Here is a 17,582-nt window from a genome sequence, read left to right on the forward strand (position 1 = left end):
CGGCCAAATTGCGAACTTTGATGGCGGCGCAATAGAGGCCGTTCTCCCGGGCAGGACCTGTATTGTGGGGGCGCATTCAATCGCTAAGGGCGAAGCCGCCGCTTGGGCTACCGCAGGCCAGACCTGTGGCCTGCAAAGCGATTGAAATCGCCCCACAGTCTTGTTCCCACCCTCAGAAGAGCGCTTGGCTACCGGCGATAAAGACTAGGCGACTGGCCGCTCCAGCGCTGGAAGGCATGACGGAAGCTGGCCGTCTCGCTATAGCCGAGCTGCTCGGCAATCAGGTAGATCGGCAGGTCGGTCTGAATCAGCAGCTGGCGCGCCTTGTCATAGCGCACCTCATCCAGCAGGCGCTGGAAGCTGGTGTTCAGCCGCTGCAGGTGGCGTCGCAGGGTCCGCTCGGAGCGGTGCATCTGCCGCGCCACACTATCCAGGTCGCAGGCGTCGCGGAGGTTGCCGGCCAGGTGTTGGCGAATCTGCTCAAGCACGTCCTGCCGGCTGTTCAGCTGGGCGTCCAGTTTCAAGCATTGCTGCAGGCCGTAATGGCTGGTGACCGGGTCGGCAAGGGGCAACGGCCGCGCCAACAGGGTCGCATCGAAGCAGAGCGCGGTGTGCGAGGCGCCGAACTCGACCGGACAGCCAAGCTTCTCTGCATAGCTCGCAGCATGCAGCGGTGGGCGATACGACAGGCAAACCCGCCGTGGCTGGACCACCTTGCCGAGCAGGTCCTGCAGCACGGTGAGCAGCGAAGTCAGGCACAGTTCGCTGTTGAACACAGTCAGCTCTGGGGCGTAGCGGTACCCGCTGGCGACCAGGCGTGCTTCATCGCCGTCCGCTTCCAGGCTGAGTTTGAAATAGGTGCCGAGCAATGCGGAGTGGTCAAGTGCGAGGTTCAGGGCATCGCGCAGGGTGCGGCTGGCGAGCATGGTGTAGCCCAGCATGCCGTAAGCGGAAACATGCATGCGCAGACCCAGGAACAGACCGAGCGCCGGGTCGCGGGTGCAGGCCAGGGCATTGGCGAACACCCGCAGCTCCTGGGCGTGGCTGATCAGCTTGTCCGGGGTGTCGAGGTCGCAGCTTGCCACTCCGCTGCCTTCCAGGAGGCGCGGTGGAGAGATGCCATTATTGGCGAGGGTGTCGATTGCCAGTGCGATGGTGTGCAGGGTGGTCAGTGCGCGCTCTTCCGGTAGCAATGAAACAACCATCGATCGTCCCCTTTGATAACGCATTTCTCACGCTGCACTGATGCAGGGCGTTAAGCTTTGGTTCAGGTATAGCCTCAGCGCAGTCTGTATCCTCGTCGCGCTCTGAATAGCCGAGTCTCAAGCTGATGCGCTCATTTCTGACCCCCAAGCAGCTGGCAGCTGCGTTCTCGCTTCTCATCCTCGGGCTGCTGGTCACCGCCGCCCAGCAGTTCCGCCTGTTCGAGCGGGGCTGGTTCGTACTGCAAGAATGGCGCCATGCTGCCGAGTGGCGGGACCGCTCGATCTGGCTGCCGGATTACCGCGTGGCGATCGAGGCGCGCCCGATCGAAGGACTCGACGAGGTTTCCGCTCTGACCTACGATCCCGATCGCCACAGCCTGTTCACCGTGACCAACCAGCATTCTGAGCTCATCGAACTGTCGCTCGATGGCCATATCATTCGCCGCATCGCGCTGGTCGGCTTCGGCGATCCGGAGGCCATCGAATACATCAGCCCCGGCATGTACGTGATCACCGACGAGCGTCTGCAGCGCCTGATCAAGGTGAAGCTGGACGAGAACACCCGCTCCATCGATGCCAGCCAGGCGCAGCAGCTTTCCCTGGGAATTGGTCTTTCCGGCAACAAGGGCTTCGAGGGTCTGGCCTACGACACCGCCGGGCAGCGCCTGTTCGTGGCCAAGGAGCGCGATCCGATGCGCATCTATGAGATTCACGGCTTCCCCCACACCAACCCGGAAAAGCCCATTGCCGTGCATGTGGTGGATGATCCCAAGCGCGATGCGCGGCTTTTCCTCCGCGACCTGTCCAGCCTGCAATATGACGATCGCAGTGGGCATTTGTTGGCGCTTTCTGACGAATCGCGTCTGGTGCTGGAGCTGAACGCTGAAGGCCGGCCGATCAGTAGCCTGTCGCTGTTGCGTGGCATGCAGGGCTTGCGCAAGTCCGTGCCGCAGGCGGAAGGGGTTGCCATGGACAACGACGGCAACCTCTACCTGGTCAGCGAGCCGAACCTGTTCTACGTGTTCCGTAAACAGACAGACTAACTTTCGTCGGTCAGAGTAGCGCCCGGCGCACTGCTGATCACCGATTGGATGCCTTGGTTGGCACTGGCTTCGCTGGTGTACTGCTGACTCTGGCCGATCACCTGGCCGTTGGTGGCCTTGAGCACGAAGTAGTGTTTGCCATTGCTGGCTGCCTTGGTTTCGAAGGCGCCTTCGCGGAGTGCGTTCTTGCGCACCGACTCGATGCCGTTGAGGGCGGAGTCCTTGGCCTTGTACAGCTCGCTGGTGAGGACGATTTCGCCGTTTCCGGCCTTCAGGTTGAAGTGAAACTGGCCATCGCTGGCTTTTTTCAGGTGGAATTTTCCGGCCATCGGGCACCTCCAGATTGTGTGGCAGGCAAACGGCGCGAAGAGGCGCCGTAGCCTGTAAATCTAGACGGTTTCCGGAAAGCCGGAATCAGCGGGTGAGGGTCTTCACGCCGTCCTTGGTGCCGAGCAGCAGCAGGTCGGCCGAACGCGCGGCGAACAGGCCGTTGGTGACCACGCCGACAATGTTGTTGATCTGTTCTTCCAGTTGGCTGGGGCTGTCGATGCGCAGGTTGTACACATCGAGGATGATGTTGCCGTTGTCGGTCAGCACGCCTTCGCGGTAGACCGGGTCGCCGCCCAGCTTCACCAGTTGACGGGCCACATGGCTGCGGGCCATCGGGATTACCTCGACAGGCAGCGGGAAGCTGCCGAGCAGCGGTACCAGCTTGCTCTCGTCGGCGATGCAGATGAAGGTCTTGGCCACGGCCGCGACGATCTTCTCACGGGTCAGCGCAGCGCCGCCGCCCTTGATCAGCTCCAGGCGCTCATTGCTTTCGTCGGCGCCGTCCACGTAGAACTCCAGATCGCTCACACTGTTCAGGTCATACACCGGGATGCCGTGGCCTTTCAAGCGCTGGGCGGTCGCTTCGGAGCTGGCCACCGCGCCGTCGAATTCCATCTTGTGCTTGGCCAGCAGGTCGATGAAGAAGTTCGCGGTGGAGCCGGTGCCAACGCCGATGACGCTCTTCTCATCGAGCTTGGGGCGGATATGGTCGATGGCGGCCTGGGCAACGGCTTGCTTGAGCTGGTCCTGGGTCATTCTGGGGTCCAAGTGAAAAAGGGGGAGTCGAGAGGACCGATTATACCCGCTAAACCCCGCATTCCATGTGGTCGGCCGACGAATCCCTGCGGTAGACTCGCCCATCCCCGTAGTGCCCGCCCAGTGAAGCCACGATGCTTGAAGAATACGTCAAGAAGATCCTCACCTCGCGCGTCTACGACGTTGCGGTGGAAACCCCATTGCAGAAGGCCCGTCAGCTGACCGAGCGTCTGGGTAACCAGATCCTGCTCAAGCGGGAGGACCTGCAGCCGGTCTATTCCTTCAAGATTCGCGGCGCCTACAACAAGCTCGCCCAGCTTTCCAAGGAAGAGCTGGCGCGCGGCGTGGTCACCGCTTCCGCTGGTAACCATGCCCAGGGCGTCGCCCTGGCGGCCAAGGAACTGGGCATCAAGGCGACTATCGTGATGCCGCGCACCACGCCGGAATTGAAAGTCCAGGGCGTGCGCGCCCGTGGCGGCAAGGTCGTGCTGCACGGCGACGCCTTCCCTGAGGCCCTGGCCTATTCCCTGAAACTGGTGGACGAGAAGGGTTACGTCTACATCCACCCGTACGATGATCCCGAAGTAATCGCCGGCCAGGGCACGGTCGCCATGGAAATCCTGCGCCAACACCCGGGGCGCCTGGACGCCATTTTCGTGCCGGTAGGCGGTGGCGGCCTGGTCGCCGGGATCGCCGCCTATGTGAAGTACCTGCGTCCGGAAACCAAGGTGATCGGCGTCGAGCCGGACGACTCCAACTGTCTGCAGGCCGCCATGGCCGCTGGTGAGCGCGTGGTGCTTGGCCAGGTCGGTCTGTTCGCCGACGGCGTGGCGGTGGCGCAAATCGGTCAGCACACCTTCGACGTCTGCAAGCAGCATGTCGATGAGGTGATCACCGTCAGCACCGACGAAATCTGCGCAGCCATCAAGGATATCTACGACGATACCCGCTCGATCACCGAACCTGCCGGTGCTCTCGCCGTAGCGGGCATCAAGAAGTACGTCGAGCGCGACGGTGTGCGCGGCCAGACCCTGGTGGCCATCGACTCGGGCGCCAACATCAATTTCGACCGCTTGCGCCACGTGGCCGAACGCGCCGAGTTGGGTGAGAAACGCGAAGCCATCATCGCCGTCACCATTCCGGAGCGGCCGGGCAGCTTCAAGGCGTTCTGCGAGGCTATCGGCAAGCGCCAGATCACCGAATTCAATTATCGTTATCACACCGACAAAGAAGCGCATATCTTCGTCGGCGTGCAGACCCACCCGGAAAACGACCCGCGCGCAGCATTGGTAGAAAACCTGCGCGGCCAGGGCTTCCCGGTGCTGGACCTGACCGATAACGAATTGGCCAAGCTACACATCCGCCACATGGTCGGTGGCCACACCACGCGGATCAGTGACGAGCTGGTGTTCCGTTTCGAGTTCCCCGAGCGGCCCGGTGCGTTGTTCAACTTCCTCAACAAGCTCGGCGGGCGCTGGAATATCACCCTGTTCCACTACCGCAACCACGGAGCTGCTGACGGTCGTGTGGTGGCGGGCCTGCAAGTGCCAACGGAAGAGCGCCATCTGGTGCATGCGGCGCTGGACGAGATCGGCTATCCCTATTGGGACGAAAGCGACAACCCGGCCTATAAGCTGTTCCTCGGCTGAAAGGCGGGTTCAGCAGCCGCTCTCCTGGCTGCCGGTCAATCGGTTTGCCGCCAGCTGCTAGGCTTTCGGCATGCCGACAGCGGCGCATACAAGGATGCAATCGATGGATAACTACCTGCTGCTGAAGATCATCCACGGCGCTTCTACCCTGGTCTTTTTTGCCGGTCTCGGAGGCTCTGCCTGGTATGGCTGGCGCGCCTGGCGTGGAGGAAGCGCCGAGCAGGTCAGCAGCAGCCTGCGGCGAATTCTGCTGCTGGGCGTGCCCCTGCTGATTCTCAGCGCCGTGGCCCTGCCCGTGAGCGGTTGGTGGCTGGTCGACCTGGTCGGTTGGCCCCTGGGCCAGATGTGGTTGCTGGGTAGCGCCGTGCTTTACCTGTTCGGCTGCATTGCCTGGCTATTGTTGTTCGGGCGCCTGTCGCGTCTGCGGGAGCAGGCGCTGGCCGAAGGTGGGCCGGCTTCTGCGCAGGCCCGGCGTAGCCTGAAGTTCGGTGCGGCCTATGCCACGGTGGGCCTCGTGCTGTTCGGCGCAGTGCTGGCGTTGATGATTGCCAAACCGCTATGAGGCGCCTGCTCCCTCGCCAATGAAATGACCCTTTATCTGCTCCTCAAGACTCTGCACACCCTGCTTGCCGCCGTGCTCTTCGGCGTGGCTCTGGCTGGCGCCTGCCTCGCCTGGCGGGCATCGCACAGCCGTGAACCGCAGGTGGTCGAGGTGCTGTTCAGCAATCTGATCCGTCTGGAGGTGTGGTTGATCGCCCCGGCTGCCTTGCTGCTGCCGCTGGGCGGCCTGGTCTTGGCAAAGGTCGCCGGCTGGCCTCTGGACCAGCGCTGGCTGTTATGGAGTGTTGGCCTGTACGTGCTGGCTGGGCTGTGTTGGCTGCCCTTGCTTTGGCTGCAGGTGCGCATCCGCAACCAGGCACGCCGGGCCTTCCACGACGGGGCGCTGCTGGCGCCAGAGACCGTCGGTCAGCTGGCGCTGAGGCTGAAACTCTCGGGCCTGGCGCTGGTCATCCTGCTCGCCATCTTCGCCCTGATGGTGGTGAAACCGCTCTGACTCAGCGCAGCGAAATCACTGGCCAGCCGCGTTTCTCGGCTTCGGCACGCAGCTTGGTGTCGGGGTCGACAGCGACCGGGCGAGCGACACATTCCAGCAGCGGCAGATCGTTCAGGGAGTCGCTGTAGAAACTGCTGCCATCCAGCGTCAGGCCGTTCTCGCTGAGCCAGCGATTAAGTCGGGTCACCTTGCCTTCGCGGAAGCAGGGGACGTCGGTGGAACGGCCGGTATAGCGGCCATCCTGCATTTCGCATTCGGTGGCGAGCAGGTCATCGACCCCAAGGCGCTCGGCGATCGGGCCGGTGATGAAGCGGTTGGTGGCGGTGATGATCACCAGCTTGTCGCCTGCGGCGCGGTGCTCGGCGAGCAAGTCTTCGCCCTTGGTCAGGAGAATCGGCTCGATACGGTCGCGCATGAACTCCTGGTGCCATTGCTGGAGCTGCTCCATCTCGCAGCGGCCAAGGATCTCCTGACAGAAATCCTGGTAGGCCTGGACGTCCAGCGTGCCTGCCAGGTAGTCCCGGTAGAAGGCATCGTTGCGTGCCCGATAGACGGAACTGTCGACAATGCCGCGCTCGCACAAGTAGTCGCCCCAGGCATGGTCGCTGTCGCCGGCCAGCAGGGTATTATCCAGATCGAAGAGAGCCAAACGCACGTCGCACACCTTGCATCAAAACTTCGGAAGGCCGCCAGAATAACGGCTTTTGCCGGGTCTGCCCATTGTGCGAGATGCCCGCATTGCCGCATTTATGGCCTTTATGGAACAATGCCAAAACATGCGTTTGCGAGGTTGTGTGCCGTGATCGATTCCGATGGTTTCCGCCCGAATGTCGGCATCATTCTCGCCAATGATGTCGGGCAGGTGCTTTGGGCTCGGCGTATCAACCAGGACGCCTGGCAGTTTCCGCAAGGTGGCATCAATCTGCGGGAGACGCCGGAAGAAGCGTTATTCCGAGAATTGAATGAAGAAGTCGGTCTCGAAGAGCAGGACGTGAAGATTCTTGCCTGCACCCGGGGCTGGTTGCGCTATCGTCTGCCGCAGCGTCTGGTGCGTACGAACAGCCAGCCTTTGTGCATCGGCCAGAAACAGAAGTGGTTCCTGCTGCGCTTGCAGTCGGATGAGAACAAGGTACGGATGGACCTGACCGGCAAGCCTGAATTCGACGGGTGGCGCTGGGTCAGCTATTGGTACCCGCTGGGCCAGGTGGTGACTTTCAAACGCGAAGTCTACCGTCGGGCCCTAAAGGAACTAGCCCCGCGCCTGTTGGCGCAAGACTGACCCGGAGAAAGGCTCCCTAGCCATGCTCAACACCCTGCGCAAGATCGTCCAGGAAGTGAATGCCGCCAAGGATTTGAAGGCGGCGTTGGCGATCATCGTGCAGCGGGTCAAGGAGGCCATGGGCAGCCAGGTCTGCTCGGTCTACCTGCTGGACCCTGAGTCCAATCGCTTCGTGCTGATGGCCACCGAAGGCCTGAACAAACGCTCCATCGGCAAAGTCAGCATGGCGCCTAACGAGGGCCTGGTGGGCCTCGTAGGCACCCGCGAGGAACCGCTCAACCTCGAACACGCCGCTGATCACCCCCGGTACCGCTACTTTGCCGAGACTGGCGAGGAGCGTTTCGCATCATTCCTTGGTGCGCCGATCATCCACCACCGGCGGGTGATGGGCGTTCTGGTGGTGCAGCAAAAGGAGCGTCGCCAGTTCGATGAGGGTGAGGAGGCTTTCCTCGTCACCATGAGCGCCCAACTCGCCGGCGTTATCGCCCACGCCGAGGCCACCGGCTCGATCCGGGGGCTGGGACGCCAGGGCAAGGGTACCCAGGAGGCCAAATTCGTCGGCGTACCGGGAGCGCCAGGGGCGGCCGTTGGCACCGCAGTCGTGGTGCTGCCTCCCGCGGATCTCGATGTGGTGCCCGACCGCACGGTGGATGACATCGAGGCCGAGGTCGAGCGCTTCAAGCAGGCGCTGGAATCCGTCCGCGCGGATATGCGCCGGCTGTCGAGCAAGCTCGAGACCCAACTCCGCCCAGAAGAGCGGGCCCTGTTCGACGTTTACCTGATGATGCTCGACGATGCGTCGATCGGCATGGAGGTCAAACGGGTCATCCGCACCGGCCAGTGGGCCCAGGGGGCCCTGCGCCAGATCGTGTTGGAGCACGTCACCCGCTTCGAGCTGATGGATGATGCCTACCTGCGCGAGCGCGCCTCCGACGTCAAGGACTTGGGGCGCCGCCTGCTCGCCTACCTGCAGGAAGAGCGCAAGCAGAACCTGGTCTACCAGGAAAACACCATCCTCGTGAGCGAGGAGCTGTCCCCGGCCATGCTCGGCGAGGTGCCGGAGGGCAAGCTGGTCGGCCTGGTCTCGGTATTGGGTTCCGGCAACTCGCACGTGGCCATCCTGGCTCGCGCCATGGGCATCCCCACGGTGATGGGCGTGGTCGACCTGCCGTACTCCAAGGTCGACGGCATCGAGTTGATCGTCGATGGCTACCACGGCGAAGTTTTCACCAACCCGTCGGCCGAGCTGCGCAAGCAGTACCGTGAAGTGGTCGAGGAGGAGCGCCAGCTGGTCAAGGGCCTCGACGCCCTGCGCAGCCTGCCTTGCGAGACGCTCGACGGCCACCGCATGCCGCTGTGGGTCAATACTGGCCTGCTGGCCGACGTGACCCGTGCCCAGGAACGTGGCGCCGAGGGTGTTGGCCTGTACCGCACCGAAGTGCCGTTCATGATCAACGAGCGCTTCCCCAGCGAAAAGGAGCAACTCGCCATTTACCGCGAGCAGCTCGCGGCGTTCCATCCGCTGCCCGTGACCATGCGTACCCTGGACATTGGCGGCGACAAGGAGCTGTCCTATTTCCCTATCAAGGAAAGCAACCCGTTCCTTGGTTGGCGTGGTATCCGCGTCACCCTCGACCACCCGGAAATCTTCCTGGTGCAGGTCCGCGCCATGCTCAAGGCCAGCGAAGGCCTGGATAACCTGCGCATCCTGCTGCCGATGATCTCCGGCACCCATGAACTGGAAGAAGCACTGCACCTGATCCACCGCGCCTGGGGTGAAGTGCGTGACGAGGGTGTGGATATCCCCATGCCCCCAGTTGGCGTGATGATCGAGATTCCCGCTGCCGTCTACCAGACCAAGGAGTTGGTGCGCCAGGTCGACTTCCTCTCGGTAGGCTCCAACGACCTGACCCAATACCTGCTGGCGGTCGATCGCAACAACCCGCGTGTGGCCGACCTCTACGACTACCTGCATCCCGCGGTGCTGCAGGCGCTCAGGAAAGTGGTCGATGATGCCCACGCTGAAGGCAAGCCCGTCAGCATCTGCGGCGAGATGGCCGGTGACCCGGCGGCGGCCGTGCTGCTGCTGGCAATGGGTTTCGACAGTCTGTCGATGAACGCCACCAACCTGCCCAAGGTGAAGTGGCTGTTGCGGCAGGTCACCCTCAGCAAGGCCAAGGAACTACTCGAGCAACTGATGCGCATCGACAATCCCCAGGTCATCCACAGCTCGCTGCACCTGGCCCTGCGCAACCTCGGCCTGGGCCGCGTGATCAACCCGGCGGCAACCATCCAGGCCTGAACCCAGGCCTGGCGGTAACCTTGCTTGCTAAAACTCCATTCGCACCTCGCCCAGCCTGGCGCCGTAAGGTCCGTAGCTGCGCTCGACCAGTTCCCGGCGACCATCGGCCCGGATGATCAAGGCCGAACTCGCGCGGGTGCCGTAGGTGCGCGTGGCGATGAACACGCTGGACAGCATGCGCTCGGTGTTCAGTCCGACACCCGTCTCCGGCAGGATGTGGTCCGGCGCCTGCTCCGGGTCGTGCAGCAGATTGAGCAGGCTCTCGGTGGATGCCGGGGCCAGGCACTCGGCCAGCGCTGCCTTGCCGCGCTCGACCTTGGGCCAGGGCGTATCCAGGTCGGCGTTCGACACCCCGTAGATACCCGCAGACAGCGGTCGCGGACCGCCACTGCGCGGATTGAGGAACCACAGCTCCTCGACCGTGCCGACCACCAGGTTGAAGCCCGAGTAGTCATTGGCGCGACGAGCAGCATCGGCGAGAAATTCACCGGGGCTGAGGTTGCCACGCAGGAACTGCACGCACAGTTCGCCGCGTGTGCGCCCGACTGGTGGCTGGCGCGGATCACGGATATTGGTCAGGGCTGCGAAGCGCCCGTCGGGGCCGACCCCTAGCCAGGTTCCACCCGCTTCAAGGTCTCGCCCCGCCAGGATGCCGGGCACGTCTTCCCAGCGCCCGAGTGGCAAGGCGGGGCGGGCATAGAATTCATCTCGATTGGCTGCGAGCACGAGCGGGACGTCGTGTCCGGGGCGCCATGCGAATACGACCAAGCACATGGTGTCATCTCCCTTTTCTTATGTTGCGGAGTCTAGCAGGCGCCGGGCGGACATCCATCAAGCGAATTGGAGTGGCGGACGTGCTTCCGTTACCATGCCGCTTTGTTTTTGGGGGTGTCGATGGAATTCCTGCTGTATATCGTGCTCGGCGCTTGCGCCGGCGTACTGGCCGGGCTGTTCGGCGTCGGTGGTGGCATGATCATCGTGCCGGTGCTGGTGTTCAGCTTCACGGCGCAGGGATTCGATCCCAGTGTGCTGACCCACTTGGCGGTGGGCACATCGCTGGCAACCATCATCTTCACCTCTGTCAACTCGGTGCTGGAGCACAATCGCAAAGGTGCGGTGCGCTGGCCTGTCTTCGCCTGGATGGCGCTGGGCATCCTGCTGGGGGCTGGTCTCGGCTCGCTGACCGCTGCTTCGATCCAGGGGCCGACATTGCAGAAGATCATCGGCGTCTTCGCCATCCTGGTGGCCCTGCAGATGGGCCTCGACCTGAAACCCAGGGCCAGTCGCGATGTCCCAGGCAAGCCGGGCCTGACCCTGGCGGGTGGGGTAATTGGTTGGGCGTCGGCGATCTTCGGCATCGGCGGTGGTTCGCTGACAGTGCCCTTCCTGACTTGGCGCAGCGTGCCCATCCAGCAAGCGGTAGCGACCTCCGCAGCCTGCGGATTGCCGATCGCCCTGGCCGGAGCCCTGTCGTTCATGGTGGTGGGCTGGCATGACGCGCACCTGCCGCAATGGAGCCTGGGCTTCATCTACCTTCCGGCGCTGGTGGGCATTGCCCTGACCAGCATGTTCTTCGCCCGTTTCGGTGCGCGCCTCGCGCACAAACTGTCGCCGCGTTTGTTGAAGCGACTGTTCGCTCTGCTGCTGCTGACAGTCGGGCTGAACTTTCTGATCTAAGGAGCTGTGATGCTGGCTTATCCCCAGATCGACCCGGTGGCCATTGCACTTGGCCCGTTGAAAATCCACTGGTATGGCCTGATGTACCTGATTGGCATTGGCGGCGCTTGGTGGCTGGCATCCCGGCGCCTGAAGGCGTTCGACCCGACCTGGAGCAAGGAGAAACTCTCCGACCTGGTGTTCTGGGTAGCGCTCGGCGTCATCGCCGGCGGCCGACTGGGCTATGTGCTGTTCTATGACCTGTCCGCCTATATCGCCAACCCGCTGCTGATCTTCGAGGTCTGGAAGGGCGGCATGTCCTTCCACGGCGGCTTGATCGGTGTGATGCTGGCGACCCTCTGGTTCGGCCAGCGCAACGGCAAGAGCTTCTTCCAGCTGATGGACTTCATCGCACCGCTGGTGCCGATCGGCCTGGGCGCCGGGCGTATCGGCAACTTCATCAACGCCGAGCTGTGGGGCAAGGCCACCGACCTGCCTTGGGCGATGATCTTCCCCACTGACCCTGCGCAGCTGCCCCGGCATCCGTCGCAGCTCTACCAGTTCGCCCTGGAAGGCGTGGCGCTCTTCGCGATCCTCTGGTTCTACTCGCGCAAGCCGCGCCCAACGATGGCCGTCTCCGGCATGTTCGCCCTGTGCTACGGCATCTTCCGCTTCGTCGTCGAGTTCGTCCGCGTCCCGGACGCCCAGCTCGGCTACCTCGCCTTCAACTGGCTGACCATGGGCCAGGTCCTCTGCCTGCCGATGATCGTCGGTGGCATCGCATTGATCGTCTGGGCCTATCGCCGCCAGGCCGCCCAAGGAGTTGCCTGATGAAACAGTACCTCGACCTGATGCGCCGCGTGCGCGAGACCGGCACCTTCAAGAGCGACCGCACCGGCACCGGTACCTACAGCGTGTTCGGCCACCAGATGCGCTTCGACCTGGCGGAAGGTTTTCCGCTGGTCACTACCAAGAAGTGCCACCTGAAGTCGATCATCCACGAGCTGCTGTGGTTCCTGCAGGGCGACACCAACATCAAGTACCTGAAGGACAACGGCGTCTCCATCTGGGACGAGTGGGCGGACGAAGAGGGCAATCTCGGCCCGGTCTATGGCTACCAATGGCGCTCCTGGCCGACACCGGACGGCGAGTCCATCGACCAGATCACCAAGCTGATCGAAATGATCAAGAAGAACCCGGATTCACGTCGTCTGATCGTTTCCGCCTGGAACCCCGCCCTGGTGGACCAGATGGCCCTGCCACCGTGCCACGCCCTGTTCCAGTTCTACGTGGCTGACGGCAAGCTGAGCTGCCAGCTCTACCAGCGCTCGGCGGACATTTTCCTCGGCGTGCCCTTCAACATCGCCAGCTACGCCCTGCTAACGCTGATGGTGGCCCAGGTCTGCGACCTGCAGCCGGGCGAGTTCATCTGGACTGGCGGCGACTGCCACCTCTACGCCAACCACATCGAGCAGACCGATCTGCAGCTCACCCGGGAGCCTCTGCCGCTGCCGACCATGAAGCTCAACCCCGAAGTGAAGGACCTGTTCGCCTTCAAGTTCGAGGATTTCGAGCTGGTTGGTTACCAGTCCCATCCGCACATCAAGGCGCCGGTCGCGGTCTGATCGCACACACCACCCCTCTTCACTCTGGGAGAGGATTGGGGTGAGGGAGCTTGTCGGTCCCGTGGGTGTGAAGGGCAGGCCTTCGGCCTGCTTCGCAAATGAATTGGCTTACACAGGAAAGCTGGCGACCTGTAGCCCGGACTCCAGTCCGGGTTACGTCGATTGAGCGTGCGCCACCGCAGAGGTAGTTATGGCCGAACCCCCTCGGCCAGCGCGGCCACCTGCCCCTGCCGGTCTGCCTGCTCCAACTCTGCCCCCATGTTCAAAGACGACCATTCCGGGTGGGCGCGGGCCTTGCCCAGCGCGGCGGGCAGTTTGCCTTCGCGCCACAGCTTGTCTTCCGGAGTTTTCAGCCGGATGGCCTCGAATGCCGCATGGCCACGGGCGTCCAGTGCTGCCAGCAATTGCCGCTGGCGTAGGGCGAGCAGGCGCAGGATGGCATCGTCCACGGTCAGTTCGCGCTGCCCCTTTAGCTTGCCCAGCAGGCGTTCGCCGTAATGGCCGACGGTCTGCCAGGCGCCGCCGGCCAGGGCGCCGAGGGCCGCCGCGGCGCCCAGGGTCAGACCGCCCACCAGCAGGTCGACGCCAGCTCCGGCTGCGGCACCGGCCGCCATGCCGCCACCCAGGCGAACACCCAATTGCTTGAGGGTTTCCGGATTGAACAGGTCGTCGCCCCAGCGGCCACCGAGCAGCGGTAATTCGCCGGCAGCCGCATCCTCCTTGCGAAACGCGTAGAGACGCAACAGCGCCTCGACGCAGCGCTGTTCCCGTTGCCGGACCTGCTCACGCAACAGGCTGGTGGCGCTACGCAGCGCCGCCTCTTGTGCCGACACACTGCGCCGGCAGGCCGCTACGTCCAGCAGCAGCTCTGCGATCAGTCGGCTGCCCGCCTGCAGGCGCAGGGCGCGCTGGGCTTCATGGTCATCGATCAGGCGCTGCAGTTGAGGTCGGGCGCGTTCCAGCAGCAGGGCCAGGCTGTCGTACAGGCGGCGTTCGCCGTCCAACGGCGGGGCCACGCTGTCGAAGCGCACCAGCGCGTGCAGCCCCAGGCGCGCCAGGGCCTCGCGCCAGTCCGCTTCGCGGTGCTTGTCGCTGGCGACGAAGTTGAGTACGGGCAAAAGCGGACGGCCGCACATGGCGAGCACGGCCAGCTCGTCGCGGTACTTGGCCAACACCGGTTCGCGGGCGTCGATCACGTAGAGCCCGGCGTCCGAGACGAACATTTGGCGCAGCACCTTGGCCTCTTGCTCGAAGCGTTGGCGTGCTTCGCTGCCCTCGAGGAAGCGGCCCAGGCGGGCAGGCCCGTCGAGGCGCTCGCCGGGGCGTTCTACGCGCTCCAGATGTTCGAGCAGGGCGATGGCGTCTTCCAGGCCGGGGGTATCGTAGAGCTCCAGTAGCGGCTCGCCGTCCACCGACAACTGTGCGCCCTCGACATGGCGTGTGGTGCTGGGGCGATGGGACACCTCACCGAAATCGCTGTCGCGCAGCAGGGTGCGCAGCAGCGAAGTCTTGCCGACATTGGTGTGGCCCACTACGGCGAGCTTGAGGGGCTTAGTCATGGCCGGTCTCCAGCCAGGTCATGGGGGCGCCCGGGGCATGGGGCAGCGCCAGGCGCGCCAGGGCTTGGCGCCAATCCTCCAAGCGCTCGCTGTCCAGGGCTTCGCCGGGCGGCGCAGGCAGTAGCCAGATGCGGGTCTGCCCGGCACTGCGCGCCAGTTCGCCAATCAACGCCAACGTACCCCGGTCGGGCGAGCGCCGTGGGTCGCAGGCGATCGCCAGGCGCGCGGGTGGGAAACGGCTCAGTTGGTCCAGCAGGCGCTGGCGCTGGTCGCGGCTGTCGAGGATGCCTGCATCGCCCACGCCCGTGGGCAGGGCCGGGGGCCAGGGGCGGCGGTCGTCCAGCTCGATCGCGACCAGCAGGGCACCGTCAATTTGACCATGCTGTCGCCCCGCTTCGGGCTCGGCCAGTACGGCCGGGGCTGCATCGCATACGCCCAATCGCTCGCTGGCCGGCTGCAGGCGGTCGCGAAGCAGGCTGTAGCCGGGAAAGCTGAGGTCAAGCGCCAGCCGGGCCCGGCCCTGGTGCCAGCGCCACAGGCAGAATAGGCCGAGCAGCAGGCGCGGCATCAGGCCGAAGGCCAGGGTGACGCCGAGCAACCAGCCGGACCAGGCCTGGCGCACGGCCTCTTCGGCTAGCACGCTGCTGCTGGCGCGGATGGTTTCGGTGTCGGGCACCGGGAAGCCCAGCAGGGCTGGCAAGGCGCCCAGCGCGTGCGTCAGGGCGACGAAGGTGTCGCTGCCGAGGACGGTGGTTTCCCAGACGAAGCCATAGCGGCGCGTGGCGAGCAGCAGCAGCAGGACCGCCAGCGCACTGCCCAGGGTCAGCAGCCAGAAGCCATTAACCAGGGCGCCCAGCCCCCACCGCGTCAGGCCCGCGCGTTGCAGCAGCAGGAGCAGGGCCGGGGCCAGGTGTGCGGCCTGGGCATCGCGGGCGAGCTTGCCACTCAGCCAAAGCCAGAGGCGGCCGAGCACGCTGGCGTTGCCGCCCAGGCCAAAGGACAACGCCCAGCCAAGTAACGTCACCAGGTGCAGCCCCAGGAGGCTGCCGAGTGCCCAGAACAGGTTGACCGGTCGCTGACCGTCACCGAGGGCGGCCACGGCCAGCCCTGCGCCGCCGAACAGCGCGAACAAGACCAGCAGTAACCCGGCGACTCGCGCGCCCTGGCGCCAGTGGTGCAGGGCGTCGAGTTGGCCATCGCGTTGCGCCAGCCAGCGGGCACGGGTCTGAATGCGCTCCGCAAGGTCGCCGCCAGCAGCGTTGGCGCGGCGATTGGCCTCGGCGTCCTCAAGGGGGCCGGCGTGTTCCTCGCTCAGGCGAATGGCTTCAGTCAGCCAGAGCCGGTCGAGTGGGGAGAGGGGAGTGGAGACAGGATCGGGTTCGCTCACGAAGGGCCTCTTGGCCAGGGGTGAGCCCAGAGGATAACCGCTGATGCAAAACCCATCATCATGAGAAGGCCGGCGCGGGGCGCCGGCCTTCCCGAATCAACCTTCCGTGGTGCTGGCCGCCGCCACCTTGGGGCGGGGCGCGGCTGGCGCCCCGTGATGGTCGTCGGTACCGGTGACCCGCACTTCGTTGCCCTCGGCGTCATAGAGCTTGCCGTCGCGGAAGTAGTCGCCCTCGTTCAGCGCGGCGATGTCCTGGTAGCGCAGGGTGCGTTCACTGGCGGCGACGAACACCGACTGCTGGTCGGAGTTGCCGGCTTTCAGGTGGTTGAAGATCAGGTTCAGCGCAATCGCCATGATCGCTGCCGAGCTGATGCCTGAGTGGAAGATGGTTTCGAACCAGGCTGGGAAGTGGTGGTAGAAGGTCGGCGCAGCGATGGGGATCATGCCGAACCCGATCGACGTGGCGACGATGATCAGGTTCATGTTGTTGCGGTAATCGACCTGCGCCAAGGTGCGAATGCCGGAGGCCGCCACGGTGCCGAACAGGACCACGCCGGCGCCGCCGAGGACCGAAGTGGGGACTGCGGCGATCAGTCGGCCCATCACCGGCAGCAGCCCGAGTGTGACCAGAATCAGGCCGGCAGTGGCCACCACGTAGCGGCTCTTCACGCCTGTCACCGCCACCAGGCCGACGTTCTGGGCGAAGGCGCTCTGGGTGAAGGAGCCGAAGAGCGGTGCCAGGCTGCTGGAGATCATGTCCGCACGCAGGCCGTTGCCGAGGCGCTTGGAGTCGACCTTGGTGCCGATGATCTCGCCGACCGCGAGAATGTCCGCCGAGGTCTCCACCAGGGTAACGATGATCACGATAAGCATCGACAGGATCGCCGCGACGTGGAACTCCGGCATGCCGAAGTGCAACGGCGTCGGCAGTGCCATCAACGGGCCGTCGAGCACCTTGGAGAAGTCGGCCATGCCGAAGAACACCGCGACGACGGTGCCGATCACCATCGCCAGGAGAATCGACAGGCGCGAGATGCTGGAGCTGCCCAGCTTGCTCAGCATCAGCACGGTCGCGAGGGTGAACGCGGCCAGACCGATATTGGCCGTACTGCCGAAATCAGGTGACTGGCTGTTGCCCCCCATCGCCCAGCGAGCAGCGACTGGCATCAGGGTGAGGCCGATGGTGGTGATCACCACGCCGGTGACCAGGGGCGGGAAGAATCGGGTGATTCGCGAGAACACTGGCGTGATCAACAGGCCGATCAACGAGGCAGCAATCACTGCGCCGAGCACGGCGGGAATGCCGCCGGCGCCATTGCTGCCGATGATCGCAATCATGGTGGCTACACCGGCGAACGAGACGCCCTGGACCAGTGGCAGCTGACAGCCAAAGAAGGGCAGGCCGATGGTTTGCAGGAGGGTCGCCAGGCCGCCGGCGAAAAGGGAGGCAGCGATCAGCAGGCCGATGTCCGCCGGCGACAGCCCGGCGGCCTGGCCGATGATCAGAGGGACCGCGACGATGCCGCCGTACATGGTCAGGACATGCTGCAAACCGTAAGCGAGGTTTGCGCCAATGCCGAGGTTTTCGTCTTCCGGGCGTTGCGTTGGTGATGGATGTGCGGATGGAGCGGTCATGATGGGCTCTCGCTTTTGTTTTTGTTCGGCGACTGTAGACAATTAGGTGGAGTATTGGCTAGTAGTTTGTATACATTTTTATTCGCGCGTTAATTCGCCGAA

17 protein-coding genes are annotated in these 17,582 nt (G+C 64.2%); 9 read left to right on the forward strand and 8 right to left on the reverse strand.

What is annotated here, in order from left to right; all coding sequences use genetic code 11:
• Positions 1–188 precede the first annotated feature (188 nt).
• Positions 189–1,205 carry an AraC family transcriptional regulator gene (locus tag OXH74_RS09540; RefSeq protein ID WP_375741006.1) on the reverse strand — a complete coding sequence of 339 codons (1,017 nt, stop codon included), beginning with the start codon at positions 1,203–1,205 and terminating at the stop codon, positions 189–191.
• A 125-nt stretch (positions 1,206–1,330) separates the two neighbouring features.
• Here OXH74_RS09540 and OXH74_RS09545 point away from each other — a divergent pair, with 125 nt between their 5' ends.
• Positions 1,331–2,248: an SdiA-regulated domain-containing protein gene (locus tag OXH74_RS09545; RefSeq protein WP_375741007.1), complete on the forward strand. Its 918-nt coding sequence runs from the start codon at positions 1,331–1,333 to the stop codon at positions 2,246–2,248.
• On the opposite strand, the gene OXH74_RS09550 is transcribed toward OXH74_RS09545, so the two are convergent.
• Together OXH74_RS09550 and rpiA are read right to left on the reverse strand one after the other, a co-directional pair.
• Positions 2,245–2,577 (reverse strand): YegP family protein, encoded by a 333-nt coding sequence (locus OXH74_RS09550; protein ID WP_375741008.1) that lies wholly within the window; start codon positions 2,575–2,577, stop codon positions 2,245–2,247. The genes OXH74_RS09545 and OXH74_RS09550 overlap by 4 nt on opposite strands.
• Positions 2,578–2,662: 85 nt before the next feature.
• The gene (rpiA, locus tag OXH74_RS09555; protein ID WP_375741009.1) at positions 2,663–3,334 is read right to left on the reverse strand and encodes a ribose-5-phosphate isomerase RpiA; all 672 of its coding nucleotides are present in this window, start codon (positions 3,332–3,334) and stop codon (positions 2,663–2,665) included.
• A 134-nt stretch (positions 3,335–3,468) separates the two neighbouring features.
• Between rpiA and ilvA the strand changes: the two genes are divergently transcribed.
• From ilvA to OXH74_RS09570, 3 genes are all read left to right on the forward strand, one after another.
• The gene (gene ilvA, locus OXH74_RS09560) at positions 3,469–4,983 is read left to right on the forward strand and encodes a threonine ammonia-lyase, biosynthetic (protein WP_375741010.1); all 1,515 of its coding nucleotides are present in this window, start codon (positions 3,469–3,471) and stop codon (positions 4,981–4,983) included.
• A gap of 103 nt (positions 4,984–5,086) precedes the next feature.
• The gene (locus OXH74_RS09565) at positions 5,087–5,545 is read left to right on the forward strand and encodes a DUF2269 domain-containing protein (protein ID WP_375741011.1); all 459 of its coding nucleotides are present in this window, start codon (positions 5,087–5,089) and stop codon (positions 5,543–5,545) included.
• A gap of 24 nt (positions 5,546–5,569) precedes the next feature.
• The gene (locus OXH74_RS09570; protein ID WP_375741012.1) at positions 5,570–6,037 is read left to right on the forward strand and encodes a DUF2269 family protein; all 468 of its coding nucleotides are present in this window, start codon (positions 5,570–5,572) and stop codon (positions 6,035–6,037) included.
• A 1-nt stretch (position 6,038) separates the two neighbouring features.
• On the opposite strand, the gene OXH74_RS09575 is transcribed toward OXH74_RS09570, so the two are convergent.
• Positions 6,039–6,692, reverse strand: coding sequence for an HAD family hydrolase (locus tag OXH74_RS09575; RefSeq protein ID WP_375741013.1), 654 nt, complete (start codon positions 6,690–6,692; stop codon positions 6,039–6,041).
• Positions 6,693–6,836: 144 nt separating this feature from the next.
• Here OXH74_RS09575 and OXH74_RS09580 point away from each other — a divergent pair, with 144 nt between their 5' ends.
• Together OXH74_RS09580 and ptsP are read left to right on the forward strand one after the other, a co-directional pair.
• Entirely contained in the window at positions 6,837–7,316 is a 480-nt protein-coding gene (locus OXH74_RS09580; RefSeq protein ID WP_215377365.1) for an RNA pyrophosphohydrolase, read from the forward strand.
• A gap of 22 nt (positions 7,317–7,338) precedes the next feature.
• Positions 7,339–9,618 (forward strand): phosphoenolpyruvate--protein phosphotransferase, encoded by a 2,280-nt coding sequence (gene ptsP, locus OXH74_RS09585; RefSeq protein WP_215377367.1) that lies wholly within the window; start codon positions 7,339–7,341, stop codon positions 9,616–9,618.
• Between the two features lie 27 nt (positions 9,619–9,645).
• Here ptsP and OXH74_RS09590 read toward each other — a convergent pair whose 3' ends face one another.
• Positions 9,646–10,392, reverse strand: a complete 747-nt coding sequence (locus OXH74_RS09590) for an NRDE family protein (protein WP_375741014.1) — start codon at positions 10,390–10,392, stop codon at positions 9,646–9,648.
• 120 nt (positions 10,393–10,512) lie between these two features.
• Between OXH74_RS09590 and OXH74_RS09595 the strand changes: the two genes are divergently transcribed.
• Genes OXH74_RS09595 through OXH74_RS09605 form a run of 3 tightly spaced genes read left to right on the forward strand, consistent with a single transcriptional unit; the run spans position 10,513 to position 12,899 of the window.
• The gene (locus OXH74_RS09595) at positions 10,513–11,295 is read left to right on the forward strand and encodes a sulfite exporter TauE/SafE family protein (RefSeq protein WP_375741015.1); all 783 of its coding nucleotides are present in this window, start codon (positions 10,513–10,515) and stop codon (positions 11,293–11,295) included.
• 9 nt (positions 11,296–11,304) lie between these two features.
• Positions 11,305–12,105, forward strand: a complete 801-nt coding sequence (gene lgt / locus OXH74_RS09600) for a prolipoprotein diacylglyceryl transferase (protein WP_375741016.1) — start codon at positions 11,305–11,307, stop codon at positions 12,103–12,105.
• Positions 12,105–12,899 (forward strand): thymidylate synthase, encoded by a 795-nt coding sequence (locus tag OXH74_RS09605; RefSeq protein ID WP_215377376.1) that lies wholly within the window; start codon positions 12,105–12,107, stop codon positions 12,897–12,899. Before lgt ends, OXH74_RS09605 begins: the two co-directional genes overlap by 1 nt.
• A gap of 188 nt (positions 12,900–13,087) precedes the next feature.
• On the opposite strand, the gene OXH74_RS09610 is transcribed toward OXH74_RS09605, so the two are convergent.
• From OXH74_RS09610 to OXH74_RS09620, 3 genes are all read right to left on the reverse strand, one after another.
• Positions 13,088–14,458 carry a GTPase/DUF3482 domain-containing protein gene (locus OXH74_RS09610; protein WP_375741017.1) on the reverse strand — a complete coding sequence of 457 codons (1,371 nt, stop codon included), beginning with the start codon at positions 14,456–14,458 and terminating at the stop codon, positions 13,088–13,090.
• Entirely contained in the window at positions 14,451–15,845 is a 1,395-nt protein-coding gene (locus tag OXH74_RS09615; protein ID WP_375741018.1) for a DUF2868 domain-containing protein, read from the reverse strand. The genes OXH74_RS09610 and OXH74_RS09615 overlap by 8 nt, the downstream gene beginning before the upstream one ends.
• A 96-nt stretch (positions 15,846–15,941) precedes the next feature.
• The gene (locus tag OXH74_RS09620; RefSeq protein ID WP_375741019.1) at positions 15,942–17,480 is read right to left on the reverse strand and encodes a nucleobase:cation symporter-2 family protein; all 1,539 of its coding nucleotides are present in this window, start codon (positions 17,478–17,480) and stop codon (positions 15,942–15,944) included.
• Between the last annotated feature and the right edge of the window lie 102 nt (positions 17,481–17,582).

This window comes from Metapseudomonas boanensis, from assembly GCF_042232855.1.
Classification (GTDB): domain Bacteria; phylum Pseudomonadota; class Gammaproteobacteria; order Pseudomonadales; family Pseudomonadaceae; genus Metapseudomonas; species Metapseudomonas boanensis.